Origin of the sequence: Methanocorpusculum bavaricum DSM 4179 (assembly GCF_000430905.1) — an archaeon.
Classification (GTDB): domain Archaea; phylum Halobacteriota; class Methanomicrobia; order Methanomicrobiales; family Methanocorpusculaceae; genus Methanocorpusculum; species Methanocorpusculum parvum.
Window position 1 is genome coordinate 139,938 of record NZ_AUMX01000001.1, and the last position, 22,380, is coordinate 162,317.

The 22,380-nt window shown below is 48.4% G+C and carries 27 protein-coding genes, 1 tRNA gene and 1 riboswitch; of the genes, 7 read left to right on the forward strand and 21 right to left on the reverse strand.

What is annotated here, in order from left to right; genetic code table 11:
- Positions 1–44 precede the first annotated feature (44 nt).
- Complete coding sequence (locus H575_RS00760; RefSeq protein WP_042696527.1) at positions 45–851, reverse strand: EFR1 family ferrodoxin; 807 nt, start codon at positions 849–851, stop codon at positions 45–47.
- Between the two features lie 158 nt (positions 852–1,009).
- Positions 1,010–1,122, forward strand: a riboswitch (TPP riboswitch).
- 42 nt (positions 1,123–1,164) lie between these two features.
- Between H575_RS00760 and H575_RS00765 the strand changes: the two genes are divergently transcribed.
- Both H575_RS00765 and thiE read left to right on the forward strand, forming a co-directional pair.
- A complete protein-coding gene (locus H575_RS00765) occupies positions 1,165–1,932 on the forward strand; it encodes a sulfide-dependent adenosine diphosphate thiazole synthase (protein WP_042696993.1) in 768 nt (255 codons plus the stop codon).
- Positions 1,932–2,561 carry a thiamine phosphate synthase gene (gene thiE, locus H575_RS00770; protein ID WP_042696528.1) on the forward strand — a complete coding sequence of 210 codons (630 nt, stop codon included), beginning with the start codon at positions 1,932–1,934 and terminating at the stop codon, positions 2,559–2,561. The genes H575_RS00765 and thiE overlap by 1 nt, the downstream gene beginning before the upstream one ends.
- A gap of 26 nt (positions 2,562–2,587) precedes the next feature.
- Here thiE and H575_RS00775 read toward each other — a convergent pair.
- Positions 2,588–2,661 (reverse strand) — tRNA-Met (locus H575_RS00775).
- 154 nt (positions 2,662–2,815) lie between these two features.
- Here H575_RS00775 and surE point away from each other — a divergent pair.
- A complete protein-coding gene (surE, locus tag H575_RS00780) occupies positions 2,816–3,607 on the forward strand; it encodes a 5'/3'-nucleotidase SurE (protein ID WP_042696529.1) in 792 nt (263 codons plus the stop codon).
- Here the strand turns inward: surE and H575_RS00785 are convergent.
- From H575_RS00785 to H575_RS00800, 4 genes are read right to left on the reverse strand one after another with little or no spacing between them, the layout of a single operon-like run.
- The gene (locus tag H575_RS00785) at positions 3,604–4,110 is read right to left on the reverse strand and encodes an NAD(P)H-dependent oxidoreductase (RefSeq protein WP_052319883.1); all 507 of its coding nucleotides are present in this window, start codon (positions 4,108–4,110) and stop codon (positions 3,604–3,606) included. The two genes, surE and H575_RS00785, sit on opposite strands and share 4 nt — an antisense overlap.
- Before the next feature lie 48 nt (positions 4,111–4,158).
- Positions 4,159–4,494, reverse strand: coding sequence for a hypothetical protein (locus tag H575_RS00790; protein WP_042696531.1), 336 nt, complete (start codon positions 4,492–4,494; stop codon positions 4,159–4,161).
- Entirely contained in the window at positions 4,491–5,219 is a 729-nt protein-coding gene (locus tag H575_RS00795; protein WP_342664197.1) for a Nif3-like dinuclear metal center hexameric protein, read from the reverse strand. Before H575_RS00795 ends, H575_RS00790 begins: the two co-directional genes overlap by 4 nt.
- Before the next feature lie 16 nt (positions 5,220–5,235).
- Positions 5,236–5,796: a hypothetical protein gene (locus H575_RS00800; protein WP_143744981.1), complete on the reverse strand. Its 561-nt coding sequence runs from the start codon at positions 5,794–5,796 to the stop codon at positions 5,236–5,238.
- 95 nt (positions 5,797–5,891) lie between these two features.
- Here H575_RS00800 and H575_RS00805 point away from each other — a divergent pair, with 95 nt between their 5' ends.
- Positions 5,892–6,509 (forward strand): hypothetical protein, encoded by a 618-nt coding sequence (locus H575_RS00805; protein ID WP_155897821.1) that lies wholly within the window; start codon positions 5,892–5,894, stop codon positions 6,507–6,509.
- 18 nt (positions 6,510–6,527) lie between these two features.
- Here the strand turns inward: H575_RS00805 and H575_RS00810 are convergent, their stop codons facing one another.
- The 3 genes from H575_RS00810 to H575_RS00820 are packed head-to-tail and all read right to left on the reverse strand — an operon-like array spanning position 6,528 to position 9,239.
- Positions 6,528–7,469, reverse strand: a complete 942-nt coding sequence (locus H575_RS00810) for a hydantoinase/oxoprolinase family protein (RefSeq protein WP_042696537.1) — start codon at positions 7,467–7,469, stop codon at positions 6,528–6,530.
- On the reverse strand, positions 7,466–8,371 hold the full coding sequence (locus H575_RS00815; protein ID WP_042696539.1) for an ATP-grasp domain-containing protein: 906 nt from the start codon (positions 8,369–8,371) through the stop codon (positions 7,466–7,468). The genes H575_RS00810 and H575_RS00815 overlap by 4 nt, the downstream gene beginning before the upstream one ends.
- A gap of 1 nt (position 8,372) precedes the next feature.
- Positions 8,373–9,239 (reverse strand): Mrp/NBP35 family ATP-binding protein, encoded by an 867-nt coding sequence (locus tag H575_RS00820; RefSeq protein ID WP_042696541.1) that lies wholly within the window; start codon positions 9,237–9,239, stop codon positions 8,373–8,375.
- Between the two features lie 304 nt (positions 9,240–9,543).
- Here H575_RS00820 and nifS point away from each other — a divergent pair, with 304 nt between their 5' ends.
- From nifS to H575_RS00835, 3 genes are read left to right on the forward strand one after another with little or no spacing between them, the layout of a single operon-like run.
- The gene (gene nifS / locus H575_RS00825; protein WP_042696542.1) at positions 9,544–10,725 is read left to right on the forward strand and encodes a cysteine desulfurase NifS; all 1,182 of its coding nucleotides are present in this window, start codon (positions 9,544–9,546) and stop codon (positions 10,723–10,725) included.
- On the forward strand, positions 10,715–11,146 hold the full coding sequence (gene nifU, locus H575_RS00830) for a Fe-S cluster assembly scaffold protein NifU (RefSeq protein WP_042696544.1): 432 nt from the start codon (positions 10,715–10,717) through the stop codon (positions 11,144–11,146). Before nifS ends, nifU begins: the two co-directional genes overlap by 11 nt.
- Positions 11,121–11,783 (forward strand): HAD family hydrolase, encoded by a 663-nt coding sequence (locus H575_RS00835; protein ID WP_081406597.1) that lies wholly within the window; start codon positions 11,121–11,123, stop codon positions 11,781–11,783. Before nifU ends, H575_RS00835 begins: the two co-directional genes overlap by 26 nt.
- On the opposite strand, the gene H575_RS00840 is transcribed toward H575_RS00835, so the two are convergent.
- The 12 genes from H575_RS00840 to H575_RS00895 all read right to left on the reverse strand — a co-directional run bounded on the left by H575_RS00840 (position 11,780) and on the right by H575_RS00895 (position 22,268).
- Positions 11,780–12,364: a carbonic anhydrase gene (locus H575_RS00840; RefSeq protein ID WP_042696549.1), complete on the reverse strand. Its 585-nt coding sequence runs from the start codon at positions 12,362–12,364 to the stop codon at positions 11,780–11,782. The genes H575_RS00835 and H575_RS00840 overlap by 4 nt on opposite strands.
- A 56-nt stretch (positions 12,365–12,420) precedes the next feature.
- Positions 12,421–12,744: a transcriptional regulator gene (locus tag H575_RS00845; protein WP_042696551.1), complete on the reverse strand. Its 324-nt coding sequence runs from the start codon at positions 12,742–12,744 to the stop codon at positions 12,421–12,423.
- Positions 12,745–12,799: 55 nt separating this feature from the next.
- On the reverse strand, positions 12,800–13,720 hold the full coding sequence (locus H575_RS00850; RefSeq protein WP_042696552.1) for a hypothetical protein: 921 nt from the start codon (positions 13,718–13,720) through the stop codon (positions 12,800–12,802).
- Between the two features lie 127 nt (positions 13,721–13,847).
- A complete protein-coding gene (locus H575_RS08815; protein ID WP_052319884.1) occupies positions 13,848–14,648 on the reverse strand; it encodes an energy-coupling factor transporter transmembrane component T family protein in 801 nt (266 codons plus the stop codon).
- Positions 14,645–16,054, reverse strand: a complete 1,410-nt coding sequence (locus H575_RS00860; RefSeq protein ID WP_042696553.1) for an ABC transporter ATP-binding protein — start codon at positions 16,052–16,054, stop codon at positions 14,645–14,647. Before H575_RS00860 ends, H575_RS08815 begins: the two co-directional genes overlap by 4 nt.
- Positions 16,032–16,580 (reverse strand): ECF transporter S component, encoded by a 549-nt coding sequence (locus tag H575_RS00865; protein ID WP_042696555.1) that lies wholly within the window; start codon positions 16,578–16,580, stop codon positions 16,032–16,034. The genes H575_RS00860 and H575_RS00865 overlap by 23 nt, the downstream gene beginning before the upstream one ends.
- Complete coding sequence (locus H575_RS00870; protein ID WP_042696558.1) at positions 16,581–17,381, reverse strand: hypothetical protein; 801 nt, start codon at positions 17,379–17,381, stop codon at positions 16,581–16,583. It lies immediately after the preceding gene.
- 2 nt (positions 17,382–17,383) lie between these two features.
- Positions 17,384–18,088 carry a hypothetical protein gene (locus tag H575_RS00875; protein ID WP_042696560.1) on the reverse strand — a complete coding sequence of 235 codons (705 nt, stop codon included), beginning with the start codon at positions 18,086–18,088 and terminating at the stop codon, positions 17,384–17,386.
- A 22-nt stretch (positions 18,089–18,110) separates the two neighbouring features.
- Positions 18,111–19,535: a hypothetical protein gene (locus H575_RS00880; protein WP_042696562.1), complete on the reverse strand. Its 1,425-nt coding sequence runs from the start codon at positions 19,533–19,535 to the stop codon at positions 18,111–18,113.
- Positions 19,532–20,473, reverse strand: coding sequence for a vWA domain-containing protein (locus H575_RS00885; RefSeq protein WP_042696563.1), 942 nt, complete (start codon positions 20,471–20,473; stop codon positions 19,532–19,534). Before H575_RS00885 ends, H575_RS00880 begins: the two co-directional genes overlap by 4 nt.
- Positions 20,473–21,336: a DUF58 domain-containing protein gene (locus H575_RS00890; RefSeq protein WP_052319885.1), complete on the reverse strand. Its 864-nt coding sequence runs from the start codon at positions 21,334–21,336 to the stop codon at positions 20,473–20,475. The genes H575_RS00885 and H575_RS00890 overlap by 1 nt, the downstream gene beginning before the upstream one ends.
- Positions 21,333–22,268: an AAA family ATPase gene (locus H575_RS00895; RefSeq protein WP_245554476.1), complete on the reverse strand. Its 936-nt coding sequence runs from the start codon at positions 22,266–22,268 to the stop codon at positions 21,333–21,335. Before H575_RS00895 ends, H575_RS00890 begins: the two co-directional genes overlap by 4 nt.
- Positions 22,269–22,380: the final 112 nt, after the last annotated feature.

Consider the following 22,380-nt stretch of genomic DNA (forward strand, 5'->3'; position numbering starts at 1 on the left):
GTTCAATGAATATATACACGTTCATACGTAGGGAAAAAGAGGGATTAGTTTGTTTCGATGCTGCCTTTCTGTTCGAGCATGTCTTCCACGGTCGCATTCGCGTGGTGATACCGCGGACGGTTCGCAGTTTTTCCTCCGCAGGAAAGAGCTTCGACCGGGCAGAACTGCAGGCAGGCAAGGCAGCCTTCACAGGTATGCAGCCACTCTTTTTTTCCATGGGGCAGCGGCCGGATGTTGTTTACCGGGCAGATCCGCACACATATCAGGCATCCGTTGCAGGATGGGCTGACGACAAATTTTTTGTCGAAGTTATGGATGTTTCTGATGAAAGGACCATACATGAGCTTCATGACGCTGCCGATTGCCGTAAATCCTGCAAGCGAACCCTGCCGGTTTTTGATATCTTCAACGATGACGGCAACTTTTCGAAGCGCATTTTCCCGGATGGTCTTCTCAACAGACTTCTCCGGCGGCGCACTTAAGGGGATATAGTTGTCAGGCATCTGGATCCACCAGGCGGCATTGAGCATATGGCCGCTTTTTTCGCACAGCGCAGAGATCTGCTTTGTCGGAGATCCGCTTTTTCCCCCTTCGGTCACTACAGAAAAGACATAGCCTGCAGGGGAGAGATCAAGAAGCGCGAAAAAATTCACGACGATCTTGGGAAGGCCCATGGCATAAAGAGGATACACTATGCCGACATTCGCGTCAGCAGGAACGGTGATCCTCTCACCAGCGAGCATAAGTTTGGGGATGGGGACAAGTTCGGTTTCAGGGAGCCTTGAGGATATTGCTTTGGCCACGGCGAGCGAGTTGCCTGTGCCGGTAAAGTAATACAGTATTGTTTTCATGGTGATTGGCACCTCCGCTTGATTAGTTATGGAAAGTCTGTATGATTAATCCTTGCGGCCGGGTTAAACGGATTTAGCAGGAGAACACGGTGTTTGGACGCGTATGTCCGGATTTCAGATTTTTTTTGGATACGAGCATTCCTTATACCAGAAATGCGGATATGATAATGGGGTGCTGATGCAGACGGATATCCGGCTGCACCGGCTGAGATCATACCCATATAACCTGATCCGGGTAATGCCGGCGGAGGGAATCGTTTTTTCGATACTTGCCCATGTGCATTATCCGGCTGCCGTTAGGGAGGACATGAAAATGGACCTGGAAGTAACCAAAGCAATAACAGAATCCTGGTTTTCTAAACTGCAGGAGAATCTGTGTTTCGATGCAGCAATTGCAGGAACAGGACCCTCAGGGCTTATTGCGGCGCTGCGGATCGCAGAAGCCGGATATAAAGTTTCGATGTTTGAGAGCAAACTTGCCCCGGGAGGGGGGATGTGGGGAGGAGCCATGATGTTTTCATCAGTTGCGATCCAAAATGAAGCAGTATATCTTCTGGACGAACTGGAGATCCCATACGAACGCTATAACGATCATCTCGTGACCTGTGATAGTGTTCTGGCAACATCAGCTCTGATCTATCATGCCGCAAAAAGAGGTGTTCTGATCCACAACGCTATGAGCGTGGAAGATGTGGTTTTTAAAGATGACAGAGTTTCGGGTGTTGTCGTGAACTGGGGGCCGGTTGTAAGAGAGGGACTTCATGTAGACCCGCTTTCCTTCCGGGCAAAGGTCGTCGTGGATGCAACCGGTCATCCCTGTATGATCACGGAAACGGCGGCAAGAAAGAACAACATCATCCTGAACACGCCTGCCGGAAAAGTCTGCGGGGAGCGTTCCTTAAATGCGGCCGAAGGTGAAGCAATGACGGTAGATAATACCAAAATGATCTATCCCGGCCTCTATGTCTGCGGAATGGCAGCAAACGGCGTGTTTGGATCTCCGCGTATGGGGCCGGTGTTTGGAGGTATGCTTCTGTCCGGAGAAAAGGTTGCAAAACTGATCATAGAGGAGCTGAAGTGATGAGGAGTGACTTCGGACTTTATCTAATAATCACCAATCCCTTTTTGCCGTATAAGAAGATCGCCGAAACAGCAGTCAAAAATAATGTCAGATATCTGCAGCTGAGGGAAAAGGCATTATCCGACAGGGAGATCCTGAGGGCTGCAGGCGAAATTATGAGTATAACTGAGGGAACTGAAACGCGATTTGTGCTGAATGATCGGGCAGACCTTGCGTATCTCTGCGGGGCAGACGGTCTCCATCTCGGCCAGGATGATATCAGCCTGACCGATGCAAAAACGATCTGCAGGGAGAAGGTATCGGTGTTTGGACTCTCGACCCATACGCTCAGCCAGGTGGATGAAGCGATAAAACAAAAACCGGATTACATCGGTTTTGGCCCGGTCTTTACAACACCCGCGAAAGCAAAACCCGATCCGGTTACCGGAACTGAGCTGATCGCAGAGGCAGTGAAACGGGCAGGAGATGTTCCGGTTGTTGTGATCGGCGGGATCGATGGGAATAACCTCATCAGCGTTCTGGATGCAGGTGCAAAAAATGTGTGCATGGTACGGTATTTTATGAACAGTGAACAGTTAGAGAAAAGGGTAAAAGAAACGGTAAAGATCCTGAACGATTATAGATGGTGATTCTGCAAAAAATATCAAAAAAACAGTGCTGCGAGAGGGATCCGAACCCCCGACCTCGGGATTATGAGTCCCGCGCCCTAACCAGCTAGGCCACCGCAGCAAATATGCATAATAAGAATGCTGTATCTCAATATATAGATTCCGAAATGCAGGAGGGAAAATAAAATCTGATAACACACATATTTTTTGTATCCGCTCAAACCCGCCCAAACCCAAAGGTGTAATACCTCACCGATGAAACGTATCTGAGAAGAATGTCCCGACCAAAGATACTCCTAACCAATGATGACGGGATCAACTCCGGAGGCCTCTGGGCCGCATATGACGCTCTGTCTCTTATCGCTGATGTTACGGTCGTAGCTCCGGCGACCCAGCAGAGCGCAGTCGGCAGATCGATCTCGATCTTTGAACCCATCCGGATGAACGAGGTAGCGATGCATCAGACCCGGGCATACTCTGTCGAAGGAAGACCGACCGACGCCCTGCTCCTCGGCCTCTACGGACTCGGGCTCAGACCGGATCTGGTTGTCTCCGGCATCAATCTTGGCGAGAACATCTCGTTTGAATCGATCACCACCTCCGGAACGGTAGGTGCTGCAATGGAAGCGGTCAATCAGGGTGTTCCTGCCATCGCATATTCCCTTCAGATGAACGATCAGGGAAATAAATTCGCAGACCCCAGGACCCATAAGATGGATTTCACGCAGAGTAAAGAGGTCGTCACCAAATTCACCAGACATTTTCTAAAAAACGGCATGCCGGCTGAAAGCAAACTGATCAATATCAATATCCCGGCAAAGAGAATCGAAGGCTACGCAGTCACCGTACTTGGCGAACGGCTGTTTGAAACATCAGTCGAACAAAGGATCGATCCGCGAGGCAAACCCTACTACTGGATCAACGGAACTCCCATCTACATTCCGGAAGAACACTCTGACGTCACGGCGATCAGAAAAAATTACGTCTCGATCACGCCGCTTTCTATGGACAATACAGCATACAAAGCGTGCAGTGAATTGAAAAAAATGATTGCGGATATCAATTAACACATGCGGGCGACAACACTTGCCACATACCGGCCGAAATACTCGGCCTGCAAAAGATCGTGCTCGGTAAGCTGACCGTCGGCAGCCAAACCGTAATGCCCCCCGTTGTGCTCCTCATTGCTCGATTCATCGGCTATCGGATCACCCACAACGATCATTCCGTGAATCAGCATCGCCTGAACGATCGACAGGATGGCCGTCTCTTTTCCGCCGGTCCGGTCCCCGGCAGTAGTGAATGCAGCGCCGACCTTTCCAACAAGCTTTCCGCGCACAAACGTGGTTTCATCGATGAATTCCTTCAACTCCGCTGCTATCCCCCCGAAATACACCGGGGAACCCAGAATGATCCCGTCATATCTGACAAGATCACTTGCGGTCACGCGGTTGAAAGGAAGAACATCAACGTCCACACCCAAAACCTCCTTTGCTCCCTTGCCGATCGAAGCGGCAAGCTTCTTTGTTTTACCAGTCCTGCTGTAACAGGTCACAAGTATCGAGGCCATTCCTAGTAGATAGGCGTCGCAGCATTTTAAAAATAGGTTTTGTGAAAGTTATTCATACTCAGGTTCATCCTCATCGACACCATCCTTATAATACCAGAGATTGTATGAATCATAAATTCCAAGCTCGACTGCTATCTGCACTGCGAGGGTGTGCCAGCACTCCTTCCCGTAGAGCATGGCATTACAGCTGCAAAACGACCCCTCGACAAAGTACTCATCGGTATTTCCAACGACCACAAAGTAATCCTGATACTTTTTTACCCGGTTTTCTCTGACGGCGTCAACTGCCTCCATCCCGCGTTTTCCATATGCATCGATGAAAGCTTTACGCACAACGTCATTGAGTGTACCCTCTTTCTTTAAAACCTGGAACGGATGGATCATTGGATGATCGATGTGAGCGGCGTATCCTCGATAAACTCCCAGCCATGGGTTTTTGCAAGCGCACGCATACCCGGTGCCTCCAAAGCATAATGGGTAGCTTCGATACAGGGGATCGGTGATTCGCGGGCAATATTATACTTTAATTCGGATGCCAGATACGCCTCGGCTCCAAGCGACACGGCTTCCAGGATCAACTCCATATCAAACGCCGATCCGCCGGCTGCTGCAAGTTTTCTGACGCCGGATACATCCCCCCAGACGCGAAGACCGCACCCGAGGATTTTGGAGATCTCGGCAAAACTTTTCGACATAGTTCCGACAACACCAATAGAGGAAGGCGTCTTGTCCATTCGCACACAGTCTGAGAGCCCTATTTCGCGTGCAAGAACATCATTGATCCCGCCGTGAACATGATCGAAGTTCGTGTGCATGGCATACAGATTGATGTTGTTCTGCAGTAACGGGCGGAGAATCTCGACATTTCTCCCGGTAATTCCATGCATCGGAGCCCAGAATGCCGGATGGTGGACTACAAGAGCGTCAAACCGCTCTGCCGCAGCACGCTCACACACATAAGGTGTGGCATCCAAAGCGCAGCCCACCTTTTCGATTTGGTCTGTGCCTTCTGCAATCAGACCGATACGGCCCGTATCAAAATCCTCTGCCAGCATCGGCGGAGCGATTTTTTCCAGAAGAGCAACGAACGCGTCTTTATCCATACTCATAATAGGATCGCAAATGTTAATTGAGTTTCTTAATCCGGAGCTTTTCCTGATCCGACTGCGCCTCTTCACTGGTCTGACGCAGACTCGAAACTGGTTTAATGGTGAGGGTATTGATATACAGCGACTGAGCATTGGCCGCCTTGCCAAAGACACGGCCGAGAATCTCGACATCCGCTCCGACACCGATCAGCGGATCGGGAAGGGCAAACCGTTTCGCAACGACCTGACCGGTCGGATCCTGGATCAGATAAGAGGGTTTGTTCATCATAAGTCCGGTGACTTTCAGCACTTTTCCTTCCATAAGAACCACGCTTCCCCGCATTGCCGGAGAGAGCTGACGCGCCCGTACAAATTTTGCCTGCGAACGGTACTGCGAAGCATCACGAAGGACCTGCTTCTCATTTGTATAGGCGACCCAGAGAGGAAAACCAATTAAGAGAGCACACAGCGGGAGACCAATATAGATATAGATAAGATCCTTGGTGGAGCCAAAGGTCATTGCACACATAACTGCAAAAAAAACGGTTGCTGCAAGAAGGAGAGGAGGCATCCTGACAGTTATTCCTTTTATTTTCATCTGAGTAAGAAATGGGAGGGGGAAGCTAATGAAGATAACGACGCCGGCTTTCCAGAGCTTTGATAAACTCTTCTTACCCACTAATAATAATACACATGCCCAGGCAACAGGTAAAAATCCCGTCACTGCTCATAACCACGGTAATGGTCGGTATCTCTTCTCTTGAAGGCACGCTTTTTGCCACAGCAAAACCCTGCCCTCTCTGCGGAGGGAAACCCCAGCCGTACGATACGAAAAAAAAACTCTACGTGATACTGAAAACACCGACAGGACGAAAAAAGATCATGGTGAATATCAGACGGTTCAAGTGCAAAAAATGCGGGAACCTCATCTACGCAGAGGAACCGTTCTATCCAGACACACGGCTCGGTTCTGCGATCGTGGATATGGCAATCTCCCTTGCAAGACTCCACTCCTACTCCCACACGGCAGAGATCATGAAGGCGCTGGGAATCGAGATCGACCGCGGGTCTGTCAGAAATTATGCACTTTCCAATCTTCCGATCCCGCCGGCAAATTTTTTGTACGGAATGCAGCTGCCGAACTCATTCATCTCGCTCATGACAAAAGAGATCTCAGGGTCGAAAGGCTCGGTCTCTTCAGGCGAGATCCTGGCATCAAGCGGCTATCCGTCAGCTTACAAACCGCCCCTTGATGGAAAAAATACTTCTGCTGAGTTTCAGAAACAGAAAAAACGTAAAAATAAACAGTAGATCATGAGAAACCGGAGTTCAGACGGTCCCGTATGATCTCTCCAAAACACCGGCGATCTCACGAACAGAATATGCAGGTAACGCATCTGCAGGAATTCCAAGTGCAGCGGTTAGATCAACACCGCCGGTGAGCGGAGCAAACGTCGACGAGCCGATGCCTCCGACAAGAAGGATATCTGCGCCGGCGTCTTTTCTTACTTTTTCCACTGCAGTGCAGACAAGATCACGCTGGGCAGCCCAGAAGGATTCGGCTATATGAAGTGCACCTTCCTCTCCGATCTCTTCGAGATCGGCACAAACCATCCGGGCAAGCCGCCTGAGACAGGCTTCGCGTGAAACCTCTTTTCCGTCAGGCGTCGCGGATGAATATTCATCGAATCCGATGTGTCCAAGAACAAAGTGGGCGTCTCCCGAACAGGCAAAATACTCAGTGGAGAAGGGCGTCATGATCCCGTTGATCTCTGCTGAGTTTGCAAGCGCGGCAACCGGTGTTCTCAGCATGCCGGTATAAACCAGGTACCCCTGCTGAAGACGGAGGGTGTCGGTCATCCCGATAAGACGGGTAAATTGGGAAAAGGGAACGATATCAGCGGTTGTGCTTCCGATATCCAGCATCATTCCGTCAGGATAGGTCCTGCGAAGAAGATCGACGGAAGCGAGCCAGTTGGCGGCTGCAAGCTGAGGACAAGCTTTCATGTGCAATTTGGCATCGGTCCCGTAGAAAACAGCATCCGGAAAAGTCTGCAAAACTGCGTCAACGATGTAAGAGATGCCTTCGGATTTGGTGATAAATCCATCGGCAAGCTCACCGCTCATGACGACCGCCGCATTCTCTCTTCCGGCATACGTGCTGATGATCTCTGCCAGATCGGACTCCTTCCACAGCGGGCAGTAATGGATGTGGACTCCTGATTCATCAACGATTTTGAGGTTTGCACCTCCGACATCGATGCCGATCACTCTAAGTTAACTCCACCGACATCATCAAATTTCGCGATTTTGCCGTTGTAGTGAACAGTTTCCGGAGGCAGACCGACCGTTGCTTTCAGCAGAACGTCGGCGATCTCCTCTTCCATGACGTGGACGATACCCAGCACACTCATGGTCGGACGGGGATTGACATCGACCACCCAGATCTTCTCACCGACGATCATGTCAAGGCCGACATACCCCTGACAGCCGAGCGTTTCGATCGCTTTTTTGGCGATCTCGATCATCTCGCCTTCGCGGGCAGGGTGGACAGGTGTTTCGCCGCCTTTGTAAACAAACCTGCCGTCATCCCCCACCTCGCAGAACTGACGGTTGATCGTCAGAAACACCGGAGGAAGGCCGCTGTAAAACCCGCAGGCTTCGCCGACAACGCGGCTTCCGATGATACTGACACTGAAATGCTCGCCTTCGAGATACTCGACAGACATCTCGCCATCTCCGGGCAACTCTCCATCCTTTGCGATACGAACACCGACCGAACCTGCGCCTTTCACCGGTTTGATCACACGTTTGCCCGAAAAGTCAGCTGAGACTTCAGCCGGAACATCGATGCCGACCTTCGCAAGAAGCTTGGCGGAGAGACGTTTGCTCGCACAAACGGCAATGGCAGTACTGTCGGAGCCGATGTTATGGGTGGCAAGCTCAAGGGTATGGGTATATTTTGCGAGATATTCATCCGGCGCAATGACAAGACCGTAATCACATTCCGGAGCCAGACGGGAGATCTCTGCATCAAAGTCCCTTCCTGACGGCATTACAATCGTATGACCACAGGCTTCGAAACTCTTTTTCAGAGCAGAAACCATAGCTTTTCCCTCCGGGGCGAGAGCCGGATCATGGACAGCGGTATATTCAGCGATGAGAACTTTCATATTATGCGTCGCGTTTTTCTACCTCGGCAATGAGGTTTTCCATGACTTGATCAACAGCATCCCAGGTGGGGTTAGTCTGACCGGGTGTTCTGACAATGAACGGTCTTCCTTCATCACCGGCTTTTCTCATCTCGATATCGATCGGGATGGCGCCAAGATACGGGACGTTGTACTGCTTCGCAGCTTTTTCTCCCCCGCCTTTTCCAAAGAGATCGACGACCTCACCGCAGTGCGGGCACACCATTCCCGACATGTTTTCGATGATACCGAGAACCGGGAGATCCATCATCTCGATGAACTTGATCGCTTTGGTGGAATCCAGAACCGCGACGTCCTGAGGAGTCGTAACGATGACAGCGCCTTCTACATTGGGAGCAAACTGCACGATATTTAATGCTTCATCGCCGGTTCCGGGCGGAAGATCGACGACGAGATAGTCAAGCTCTCCCCATTCGACATCACCAAGGAACTGCTGGATCGCGGCGGCTTTCATCGGACCGCGCCAGACAATAGGACTGTCGGTCTCATTTAAAAGAAGGGCCATGGAGATCACTTTCAAAGAACCGGTCACTTTCACCGGCATGATCTTATTGCCGATCGCCTGAAGCCGGAGATCCTCGATGCCGAGCATCTTGGCAAGGCTCGGACCATGGATGTCCAGATCCATAAGGCCGGTCTGATAGCCGTGATTGGAAAGGGCATATGCAAGATTAACTGAAACCGTACTCTTTCCGACACCGCCTTTTCCTGAGAGGACAAGGATCACATGTCTTACATTGATATTGGCTTTCTTGGGTTTCTGACAGGTATCGGTCTTCTGTGAACAGCTGTCACAGTGACCATCACATCCTTCTGGCTGATCGCTCATGATTTACTCCTGAATTGTAAGTCTATATAACTTATTGCATATCTGTTGTGTGGATTACAGTATAGTCTTTTTGGATTGAGCAACCTGAGGAAAGGAAACTAGGCATACGGCATGCCTGTGAGAAGAGAGATACACAGACGGTGGATTCGGGCAGGTTTGTTCTAGGGTCTGTTCATCCATTCAGTCATCTTTCCGGCATATTTCCTTCATTTCACTCCCGCCGGACGATACAGGCCCTCTGCACTAATCTTTAGATATGAGCACCGCTAAATAATAGAGTAATAAGATTCACGGCGTGAACATTATGGACAAAAAAATCATCTATATGGATCATGCCGCTACGACCTACACAGCCAAAGAGGTCGTAGAGGCAATGATCCCCTACTTCTCTGATGAGTTCGGCAATCCGTCTTCAGTGTATTCGATCGGCCAGTCCAACAAAAAAGTTCTTGACCTGGCAAGAAAGCAGGCGGCATCTGCGATCAATGCCCAGCCTGACGAGATCTTCTTTACCAACGGCGGGACCGAATCTGACAACTGGGCTTTGAAAGGCGCGGCATTTGCCAACGAACGAAAAGGCAAACACATCATCACAACCTCCATTGAACACCATGCAGTACTTCATTCCTGCGAATGGCTCGCATCCAGAGGATTTGAGATAACCTATCTTCCGGTAGACAAGTTCGGCATGGTTTCTCCGGAGTCGGTAGAAAAAGCGATCCGTCAAGACACGATCCTCATCTCAGTCATGTACGCAAACAACGAGGTCGGAACGATCCAGCCGATTGCCGAGATCGGAAAGATCGCCAGAAAACACGGGATCTGCTTCCATACTGATGCAGTCCAGGCGGTCGGTCATGTTCCAATCGATGTGGTCTCAGAAAACATTGACCTTCTCTCACTATCCGGCCATAAATTATACGGACCAAAAGGTATTGGAGCTCTCTATATCCGGAAAGGAACACGGATCCAGAGCTTCATGCACGGCGGCGCCCAGGAAAGGAAACGCCGTGCAGGTACAGAGAATGTTCCTGGCATCGTCGGTCTTGGAGCCGCCATCGAACGGGCAGTAACCCATCTGCCCGAAGAAATGGATCGGCTCACTGACCTGAGGAACGAGCTGACCCGCGAACTTCTCAAGATACCGGCAACACACTTAAATGGTCATCCGACAAAACGTCTTCCAAACAACACGAACATCATCTTTGAGTACATCGAGGGAGAGTCGGTTCTCCTCCTCCTGAACATGAAAGGGATCTGCGCATCGACCGGAAGTGCCTGTAACTCGGCATCCCTTGAACCATCACATGTTTTAACTGCGATGGGGATCCCTCACGAAATCGCCCATGGATCGATCAGGCTGACCATTGGCGAGAGAACAACTGCAGAAGATGTAAAGATCGTGACAGCCGCACTCAAAGAAACGGTGGAAAAACTCAGAGCGATGTCCCCGCTTACCCCAAAGGAGCTGAAAAATGTACAGTGAAAAAGTAATGGATCACTTCACCAACCCGAGAAACGTCGGTGTGATCGAAAACCCAAGCGGTGTCGGCGAGGAGGGAAATCCCTCATGCGGCGACATTATGAAGATGTATCTGAAAGTCGAAAACGATATCATCATCGACGCCAAGTTTCAGACATTCGGCTGCGGTGCTGCGATTGCCTCCAGCAGTATGGCCACAGAGATGATCAAAGGCAAAACGCTGGAGGAGGCATGGACCCTCTCAAACAAAGCCGTAGCAGAAGCATTGGACGGGCTGCCCCCTAACAAAATGCACTGCTCGGTCCTTGCAGAAGAAACCATCCACAAAGCGATCAATGATTTTCTGGTAAAGTCGGGCAGGGAGCCGTGGGGCGACGGAGAATGCAGCTCCTGCGGGCATGACTGTGATACCTGTGAACTCTGAAGCACCCTTTCCCCGTGCAGTGATCTTCGATATGGACAACACCCTGCACGATCTTCGCAGGGCACGTATGTGTGCAGCAGATGCTTTGATGGCATACTGCGGGATATTCGGCGATCTGCATTTTTATTCTCTGAACAAAAATCCGCCAAGCCTAATTGAAGATGCCGTCTCTCTTTATCTTGCAGACGGAGTCGAAGGAGAGTTTCAGGAGTGTACGTGGCTTTATCACACCCTGGAACTTGCCTGTATCTCTCCCTTTGAGGGAGTTGAAGAAATGCTGAGTGAGTTGAAATCAGCAGGAGTCCGTTTGGCAGTTATCTCAAATGCCGACCGGCCTGACATGGAAAAACGGATGGCTGCCCTTGGCTATGCACACTATTTTGAACTGATCGTCACACCTGAAACCTTCGGCGTGAAAAAGCCGGATCCGCTCGTCTATCAAAAGACACTGGAAGCTCTTGATGTTTTACCGGAAGAGACCATGATGATCGGAGACAAGAAAAACCGGGATGTCAGACCGCCAAGAGAGCTGGGCATCAAAGGCGTGCACGCTACCTTCGGGTCGGTGGATAAACGGGATAACATATGTGCGGTTGATTCACCGGCAGAGTTTCTTGCACTCGTAAAAAAAAGTTAGGCGATCTTGGAAAGAGCGCCGGTTTTCAGATCATAATATAATCCGTGAACATGCAGGCATCCTTTTTCTTCCGCCAGGGAAACAAGCGGATAAGATCTGAGATGTTCAAGCTGAAGCTTGATGTTTTCATACTCGATCTCTTTTTTCCGGGCTGCCTTTTCCTCCGGAGTTTTTGCCTCGCCGAGACGGGCGTCGACTCTGATCTGCGCTTCACGGGCGTTATTGATCCATTGGGGGATATAAGCATCCTTTGACATATCAACATCAAGAGCGTTGAGAGCTCCGCAGTCAGAGTGGCCGCAGATTACAATATCTTTCACTTTGAGATGCTTCACGGCATACTCTAAAACAGTTGCAAAATTCCAGTCATGGGTCGGAACGATGTTCCCTATGTTTCTGTGGGTGAAGAGTTCACCGGCACGGCAGTGGGTGATACGTTCCGGATTGACTCGGGAGTCCGAGCAGCCGATCCATAATACGGTCGGGTGCTGCTGAGTGGTCAGCTGCATGTACCGGTCTTTCTTCCGTTCGAAATCCTGTTCCTGGAAGATCTTGTTTCCTTCAATAAAACTTTCTATCATGAGTTGAACCCCGATAGAAGTTTAGTTGACTCTTCTAACTTATGAGGTTTTGGGTTTTAATCCAAAGAACTGCCGCATCTGCTGTCCCCTCTGAGTGAGCGGCAGATGGAACATAATTCAGCTGAAAGATCATCATCCGAGACGGAACCTGACCTGATGTCCCGGGCCAGTTTCGAGATGATCTCTTTTATAGGATCGTCGAAAACGATTCTGTATCCCCGTTTACCGGACAGATACTGGGATACAGCTGACGGAGCAAGAGAGAGATGGGCGGCGATCTGGATCTGAGATACGCCCAGACTCACCAGTTCAACAGCAAGAGCTGCCTGTATTGCGGGGATGATGTCCCACACGATTTCCTGACAGGGGACTTTGACCATACATACATATTCCCGCTGTGAACTATTATAGATTTCACACGAGTAAAAAAGAGATTTAGAGTTTGCGGGATAATGCAAACAATCCTGCTGCTCCAAGACCAAAAATAATACCTGCAGCCGGCAGAGGCGACGTGGTTCCGCTGTCACCTGCTAAAGCAGATGTTTCAATGACATACTGGTAGATTGCTCCGTTAGTTATATCATCGAACTTCATCGTAATGACCTGTCCTTTGGTGAGTTTAACCGTACTCCAGTCCGGAGTAGTTACTTCAGTTCCATCAACATAAACATACCATTTGTCAGTCTTGTTCGGAGATTTATGCGTGTGTCCGTCATAGGTATTCAGATTAAAGAAGTTTTGATTTCCTCCTTTATAGAATTCGACCGATGGAAGAGAATTGGCAAGGATTCCAAGAAGAGAATCTCCGGCAACACTGACTGCTGTATCTGATCCGGAAATCTGTTCAGCCGGGATATTAACGGCTTCAGTTTTGAAAACACCGTTAATGGACTGTGTTACTGGTTTTGCAGTGTTTGACACTGTAGTTTTTATCTTTACTGTGTATTCATCAGCGTCGTAGATCAACTTCACTGTATCACCGGGAGTTACGATAAGCTGGGACCAGTCGTTAACCATATCTGAGGTCTGCTCAACGCCGCCTACATAGAGCGTCCAGACTCCGCCATCTTTGTGGGTGCGACCTTCCAGAACATTTAAGTTGAACCATGTTTTGGTGCTTCCAGGTTTAAACCAGAACTCAACATCCGGGTAGGCCTGGTAAATAATACCTGCTACTGAGTTTTTTGGAACAGTAACATCAGCGGACCCTCCGTCGAAGTTTGCCATCGGGATTACAATGTCTCCACTTTCAAGAATCACAGTCTTTTCAACGGTCTCGGCACTGACTGCCGGAACAAATAAAAATGCAAAGATTACTGCAAAAGTGATCATTGCGACGAAAGATGATTTTTTCATACTATAGTTCTCCACACCCACAAATAGTCAAGCAAAGGCAAGACATGGGTATCATTAGTATTTGCCGTTTCACACACAAATAAATGTTGTTAAATAGTTAAATTAACTTAATTAACTAAGCGCTGGTTTAGAAATACTGGATGGCTGAAAAATACCACAAAGCACACCCAACCAATACCGATATTATCAGTGCAAGATAATCTGATCTTTCCATTTTAAAAGGCCGGTGAAGAGTTTTTTTTCCAGAACTCCCAAATCCTCTGCACTGCATCGCATCAGCTGTCTGCTTGGAACGCTGCATCACAGAGACGGTCATTGGTATACCAAGAGCCATATACTGTAATCCTTTGTTTGCAGGATTTCCTTTTTCCAACTCAATGCCCCGGGATCGTTGTGCATCCATGATATTGGCCATATCAGTACTCAGCGTGGTAATGGATTTCATGGCATAACCAAGAGAAAATGCCAGGGTTTCCGGAATACCAACGGATTTCAGCCGGTGAACAAACGCGTTACTGGTTGTTGTCATAATGAATAACGTTGATACTGAAGCTATCATAAACATCCGTGCGGTCATCAGGCAGGCATAGATGATCCCCTCAAAAGAAAGACCACCGGTTACAGTAAGAAAGGTATAGGTGACCCAAGGATCAGCAGGGATCACCTGAGGAAACATCAGGTTGATGATGAAGATGAAGAGGAAGACAGGAATGAGAAAACGCAGAGAACGAACGAGAATCAGAGTCAAATGCTCCCATATGATCGGCAGATAGACAAACAACAGAAGCAGAAGCATTGCGGGCAGAGAGTTGATCAGAATGGCGATGATACTAAAATATAAAACCAGAATGATTTTTGTTCCCGGATCGAGACGGTGAAAAATGGTATCCCTATCAACATACCGGATCATCTTTTTTGAGAACTTCATCTGAGAACCCCTGTGTCGTGTATGACCCGGCCGCCGGAAAGACTGATGATTCGGTCAGCACATAGATCCGCAAAACCGCGGTCATGTGTCGCAACTATAACGGTTTTTCCAAGATCCCGTTCTTTTTGCAGAATAGAGGCCAGTATCTGTTTGGATGATGCGTCAAGTCCAAGGGTTGGCTCATCTAAAATCATTACGGATGTATCCATCATGAGTAAGGTCGAGATAGCAATCCTCTGTTTTTCGCCAACAGATGCTTTAAGAGGAGATGATTTTTCGCCAAGCGAAAGAAGACCTAAATCATCAAGAATACTGCGGGCACGACATCTGGAAGGTCCAACCGGATATCCGCGAATACGGGGTGTACAGAGTAATTCATCAAGAATCGTCTCTTCAAAAAGCTGATAATCAGCATGCTGGAAACAAATGCCGACACTTGACGAGATCTCCGCCACGGTTTTGTCACGAATATTTTCTCCATGAACAAACACCTCTCCTGAATCCGGGCGAAGGATCCCATTCGCATGCCGGATCAATGTGCTTTTTCCAGAACCGTTCTCTCCCATCAGAACAGAGATCATACCTGAATGAAAAGAGAGAGTGAGATCGGACAAAACCAATCGGTCGGATTCTCCATACGCGAAATTTACCTGAGAGAGGGAGAGAGAATTATCAGATGTACATGACCGAGATGGGCAACGTACAACAGCAGAATTGGCGGATACCGGATCTCCAAAATGGATGTATCGGGTCGGAAAATCTTCCAGACAATTTGTTCGGTGTTCTGCGATGATGATAGTAAGCCCAAGCAGTTCATTCAGATTTTTCAACACTTCGATGAGTGTTTTGACTGCTCCTTCATCAAGCCCGGATAACGGCTCATCGAGAAGAAGGATCTCAGGCCGCATAACCAGGACCGAGGCGATAGCGACCCGCTGACGCTCTCCCCATGAAAGAGTGTCCATCATTCTGCCACGAAGATGAGTTATACGTAATAATTCAATGACTTCTTCGATCCTCCTCTGCATTTCCACAGGAGATACACCATGTTGTTCAAGCCCATAGGCAATTTCACTTTCAACATCTGAACAGAATAACTGATAATCAGGATCCTGAAATACCATGCCAACATGAGAGGCAAGCTGGGATATGCCGGAGTTACGAGTATCAATACCTGCGATATTGACGGTACCTTCCATCTTTCCGGATTCTGAATGCGGAATCAAACCATTCAGACAGCGTAAAAACGTTGATTTCCCGGAACCGGAATCTCCGGTAAGAAGAATTCGTTCACCTGCATATACCGTGAGATTCAGATCATGAAAAGGAGCGGGGCGTCTCCCTCCAGGCTGACGGGGATAGATGTATGTGAGATTGTTCACCTCAATTATCGGCGTCTTTGTCATCCTCAGTAATCACTCCTGCACGCCTCAGACGAGACAATATCAGCACGGCAAGAATTCCGCCGATACCGCCAAATATCAGATGTGTTGTTGCTGAAACAGTGATTCCAACCAGAATAAAAGTTGCCTGAACACCAAACAACATCTGAACAGCGAAATTTACCAGCATCTTCGTAAAATTTCCAACAGCTCCAACAATAAACCCTACCATTGGATTACTGAAACGGTAGAGAAAGAGCATAGATGTCAAATCAATAGAAAGTCCCATTGCAAGATACTTGAAGATGTCAAGGACATGCAAAGCTCCTACACCAAAAAATGATGCGAGGATCCCTGATATAAAGCCCATGTACAATCCAGCCCCGGGTTTTCGTACAATTCCCACACCGATAATGAGGGGAAGGACCCATACCAGACCTGAGCTTCCGGGTACATGGATAGGGATCTTGAAAACCAGACGCAAAACAAAAATAAGGGCGCCGAGAAGCGAGAGCAAAGCGATCTCATGAAGCTGAAAATATGGTTTCATTCAGACCTCCCATGGAACAAAGCTGCTCGTAAATGTAAACAAAAAGTCATCAGTCTGCGGAGAATTAACTGCAAGCATGAGGATAAGTCTCCGGACTGTATCTCCTCCGGTGTGAGTGATATAGAACGTCCCGTTCAATTCAGAGGTAGTAGTAACCTGACCCCTGGGCATGTCAGGATCCAGGGTGAAGTGGAGAGCGGAAAGGCCGTTCAACTCATCTTTTGGAAATGGAAAGGCAAAGGGAACACCAATCTCCATATCGCCGTCGGGAGAGTAATACAGATTCGCAGCAGAGATTATCATTGGCAGTTCTTCAGAGTAATCGGTGAGAGAGGGAAGAATACCTGACTGTGGTGAAGCGATTACCCGGTAGCCGGATGCAGGTGAATGGAACTGGTGGGTAGTCCAGGTCTGACCGGAATCATAACGAAGGCCATAAACTTGGAACACGGCAGTTCCCGTGAGATTTTCAAATATGTAATCAATTTTGACTGAGCCGGGGCGGACGAAAAAAGGATTGCCGTTTACGGGAGTCTCATTCACTACAGCAAACAAAACGATCCAGTCTTCAGCATCATACAGACCAGATTCTGCATAAATGGGGATCGGGAGATACCCCGGACGATAATTTACCGGGCCATAGGTAAAATCGTCAGCAGTAAGGTTTTGTTTGGAAGAGGTGACAACGTCCGGAAGATCAGATTCATATGTGGCGAATGAAGACTCGGCTATGGCAAATCCGGCAATAATAATCCCAAAAATGCTGAGAGTAATCAGAATCCTTTTCTGGACGGGACCCATAGTTATCCCCGTTTAATCGGCAGGATTTTCCCGGCCTCCCTTCTGACGAGAAGGGTTACTTTCCCTCCGATCGGGCACGGTTTTACGGATTTGCCTTCCTGTTCCATAATAAGACCGGTTGTAAGTATTTCCCCGTCGATCGTCTGCACACAGTCCACGCCGGCGGCAAGAACCTGTTCTACGGTAACAGGACCAGTCAGATCTCGGATGTTTCCGATCAGAAGATACCGGCCGTCACTATTCATCGCTGCAAGTCCGAGTCCGGCTAGTGCTCCGATAACCCCATCCTCTGTTCCGCCAAGACCTTTGAGCCTGATACCAAGATTATGTGCAAGGGTTCTCGCAATATTCTGGTTGAGAACGGTGGTCTGGGCATCCCGGCCGTAAGCGATCAACGCAGGATGTATCTGTCGTTCCTCTGCAACCGCAAGACCCGGATCACTCCCCGGAATAAAATCACTGAGCATTATCTCTTCGGTGAGTGCAAAAAGTTCATCCGCGATCTCCGGACCATCTGCATCGACGTGAAGGACAGCACAACTATTGTGCGAGGTGAAAGGAATGGACTCATGGACGTAGAGCTGATGACGGGTCACTCCTTTTACCGGCCATTTTTTCGAAATGACAGCGGCAGCCGCCCGGGCAAGTCTGCCGGTTCCTCTCGACTCGAGGCTGTCAGTATCATCCATTCCAACATAGATTGTCATAAGTGATTGTTATGTCTGTTTTTCAATTGTTATAATCATATGATATATACTTCTCAACTTCGTTAATTATTTTTTCAGCCCATTGTTTTTCGATCTCTCTATGAGAAAATCCGGCATCACGACATCTTAGTAGAAGATCTGCTGCACGGGGAGAGATATCCCGGGACAGAAGCTCATCCGTTGTAACTTCCCTATCTCCAGTAAGGAAATACCTAAGGGATTTGCCGGCATATGCTGAGGCATCCTGATACAATCCTTTTTCAAAGGCTGCCTTCGCACACAACAAATACTCGTCTGCAAGAGAGATGTTACTCGCACGATCTATTTTCGGAGAAGAAGGAAGCGAGATGACAGAGAGCCGGCGCCTGTTCCAGTAGAATAATATGAGAATCCCGGTAATAAGAAGGAGGGCGATAATCATCCAGGGTGAGAATAAGTCCGTTTCAAAACTTGTTTCTACCGAGGTCACACCTCCGTTGTTCAGATGTGCAGTGATCTCAGCGGCCTTACCCTCGGGATTCTCCAGATGCACGACAATTACGACATCCCCGTCGTGAACATCACTCATTGTCCCTGTATGAAGATACCCTTCAGCATTTACTTCGGAGACGGCGGAAAGGTAGCGTGTATCTTTCTTCAAAATCAGGGGAATGCCTGCTGGAGCATCTGCTAAAGATGAGGCGGAAAAGAGGGAGCCTGAAACATTTCCGGCTATCTCTGCCTCATTGCCGTTTGCATTTCTATAACCAATAGAGAAAGTTCCCGCATCGGATGCCGATGAAGTTACAAAAGTTTTAGAGACCAGGAACCCATAACTCGTGATCGATTCTTCCAAAAAAGTGAACTCCGGAAGTGTTCGCAGATGTGAAGTAAATTCTTCGTCATGATTCTCCGTCAGGTTAAGAGAAAGATCAGGAAGCTGATCTGCTGAATTCGAAATCACAGAACCTGCGATCTGGGAAGAAGGGTCCGCTGTCGTACCGCTTCCGGAGGATACCGACGGTTTTACAACATGAATGGATTCAGCACTTCTTATCGGTGAAAGCTGACCCGTTATCGGACCTGTTCTGATTGTAACCGGAGGTAATGTTACATCACGCATGGTCCCCGAGGCATCAGTGTAGGTGAATACCAGATTCACGACCAGCTCATCCCCTTCAGAAATTGCAGGGATATTCACCGGAAAAGAAGACGCGTCAGAAAACACCGTTCTGTCCGTTATTCGCGACTCGCGAAAAACTGAGGTCCCGGAAATTCTGATTTCATTGATGGTCAGTTTACCCTGTATATCGGATCCCGTGTTCTGGTCGACCCCTAACTTTAGAGATATTGACTCGCCCGGATCAACGGAAAACTCCTGAGACGGGCAAGTAAAAATAATCTCAGCCGCCGCCGGTACGATGAGCAGAGAGAGAACTAAAAGGAGGAGGAGAAATCTGCACCTCATGGAATCACCCGTCTGCCGCCGTATCTGAGATATGCCTCAAGCAAAAGCAAAATGAGTATGATCCAGAAGAACCAGGACTGGATACTGGTTTCCTCAGCCTCTCTTGCAATGGAACTTCCAATCGTATTCTGAATCTGCATCAGGGTCGTCTCATTAACCGAACGGAAATACTCCCCCCCGGTTATTTCAGCAATTGATCTGAGCGCTGCTTCGTCAAGAGAGGCATACTGCAGAACTCCCTCGGTGGATACTTCCACCGGGGAATCACTTCCGATGCCGATTGTGTAAACAACAACCCCGGAATTTTTTGCAAACATAGCTGCATTTTCGGGAGTGATCATGCCGGTGTTCGACACTCCGTCGGAAAGCAGAACAACGATGTATGTTCCGGCTGGGATTGCCGTCACCATATCAACAGCAAGAGTCAATCCATCTCCCAGAGCAGTCTTACCTGTCTTTACCGAGACCTGATCAAGTCGTGAAAGCACGCGATTTTTATCCGAACTCAGGTATGCTGCGCTCGATGCACCTGACTCGAAAATTACTACTCCCGCATTGTCTGATTCACTTAAAGAATTTATAAGAATTTTTGCAGAGCTTTTTGCCGCTTCAAGCCGGGTAGGTACGTAGTCAGCTGCCGTCATACTTGCAGAAACATCAAGGGCGAGAACCAGATTCACATTCTCCGAGGAGGAGACAAGGGGTATGTGAGGATCGGCAACGCCGATGATGGCACAACCCAGTATCAAAAGAAAAACGAGAAACAGTAGTCTCTCCCGTTTTTTCAGATCGTTATGTTGAGTCTCATCCAAAAAAACATGGGAAGAAAACGTTATGGATTTTCGTTTCTTTTCAGCAGCCGCTTTATGATACCAATACCAAAGAAGTGGCAATATGAAAAGGAAGAGCAGATAAAGCGGATAAGAAAAACCCGGCATCAGACACCCCGGGAAAATAGTTTCTGCAGCGACTGGATACAACTTCCGTCTGTAGATAACGAAACATACTGGGCACCCGAAGAGAGAAAGATGCTATAACATTTGTTCTCTGCATCTTTTGCGGCAGCAGAAAACCGTTCTCGAACCTCCTGACTTGATGTATTGATCATATATTGTCTGCCTGATTCAGGGTCTTCGAGAATGATCCTGCCAACATCAGGCAGAGTAAATTCACCAGGATCGGTGATCCGAAGGGCTGATAAGCGATGTCTCTTTCCAAGAAGCTGAAGGCCGGATGCAAAGTGAGTATCCTGAAAATCCGAAATAAGAATAATCGATGAGGATTTTTGGATGCGGGATGCAAGTTCACAGCAGGCATTCTGGATAGAGGTCCCGGAATTCTTTGCATCAGTTTCTGCAAGAGTGGTAAGAAGAAGATGCAGATGAGACGTGCCGGATCCTGCCGGGATGAACTTTTCTACTGTGGAGGTAAACAGACATAAACCCAGAGGGATATGCTCTTTTTCAGCCGAAAGGAGAATGGATGCAGCGGCAATTTTTGCCGTCATGAGTTTGCTTGTTCCTGATCCAAAATGTCCGGAAGCTGAGAGGTCGACAGCGATGTAAAGATTTAGGTCAGGTTCCTCAGCATGAACCCTTACATGCGGAATCCCTGTTCGTGCAGTGACATTTTTGTCAATGGCCCTCACATCATCTCCACTCAGGTATTCGCGTAATTCAGAAAACTCCGTTCCAAGTCCTACTCTGCGGGAGATATACGATCCCTGCATTCCCTGCGGTCTTTGAAAACGGGCGGCAACGGGGCGGGATTTTTCCAGGAGTTCGAACAGACGCTGATTCATGGGATGGAAACGGTGGTCAAAATATCCTTTATTACGGTGTCAGGCGTAATTCCGTCAAGTTGTGCCTCAAAACTGAGCCGGATTCTGTGCCTGAGGACCTCCATTGAAACGTGGATCACATCTTCAGGAATAACATAATCTCTGCCGTTTAGAAGAGCGTGAGCTTTTGAACACATCAAAAGACCAATTGAGGCACGGGGTGAGGCACCAATCGTTATGACAGGTGAGGCAGTCCTCGTTGCCCCAACAATTTCTGCGATGTAATGGTGAATTTTTGCATTGGCATGGATCTTTCTAACGGAATTTTGCAGAGCAAGGATCTTCTCTATTGAAAGAACAGGCTCCGCGTGCGGTACTCTCTCACCGCAGAATCGTTCCATAATCACAATTTCATCATCTATCGAAGGGAGGGTCATGACTATTTTTGTCATGAATCGATCTGTTTCAGCTTCAGGGAGAGGATAGGTTCCCTCCGACTCAAGAGGATTTTCTGTAGCGATAACAAAAAACGGTGAAGGGAGGGGATAGGTAGTCCCCTGGATCGTGACCTGATGTTCCTGCATCGCTTCAAGAAGAGCAGACTGGACTTTGGGAGGGGCACGGTTGATCTCATCCGCCAAAATAATCTGATGAAATACCGGGCCGAAGACCGTGGAAAACTCATTTGATTTTAGGTTGAATACAACTGTTCCGGTGATGTCCGAGGGAAGAAGATCAGGAGTGAACTGGATCCGGGAAAAACTGCTATTGATCGATCCCGCAAGTGAACGCGCAAGCAGAGTTTTTGCGACACCCGGAACACCCTCAAGTAAGACATTCCCTCCTGCTATAAGAGTGATCACTGTTTTTTCAAGAGCGTTTTCCTGTCCAACGATCAGTTTCTGTAACTGAAATTTCAGATCCGCAATGTCCTGTGAGATGCTTTTATCCACGCTGTCGTTCTCCTCTTCTAATGTGTGTACTATTTGTTATGAAGATTATATGATATATCTGTTGAACAATTAATTATTATAAGTTAACATGATTCAAAATCTATATGCCGAT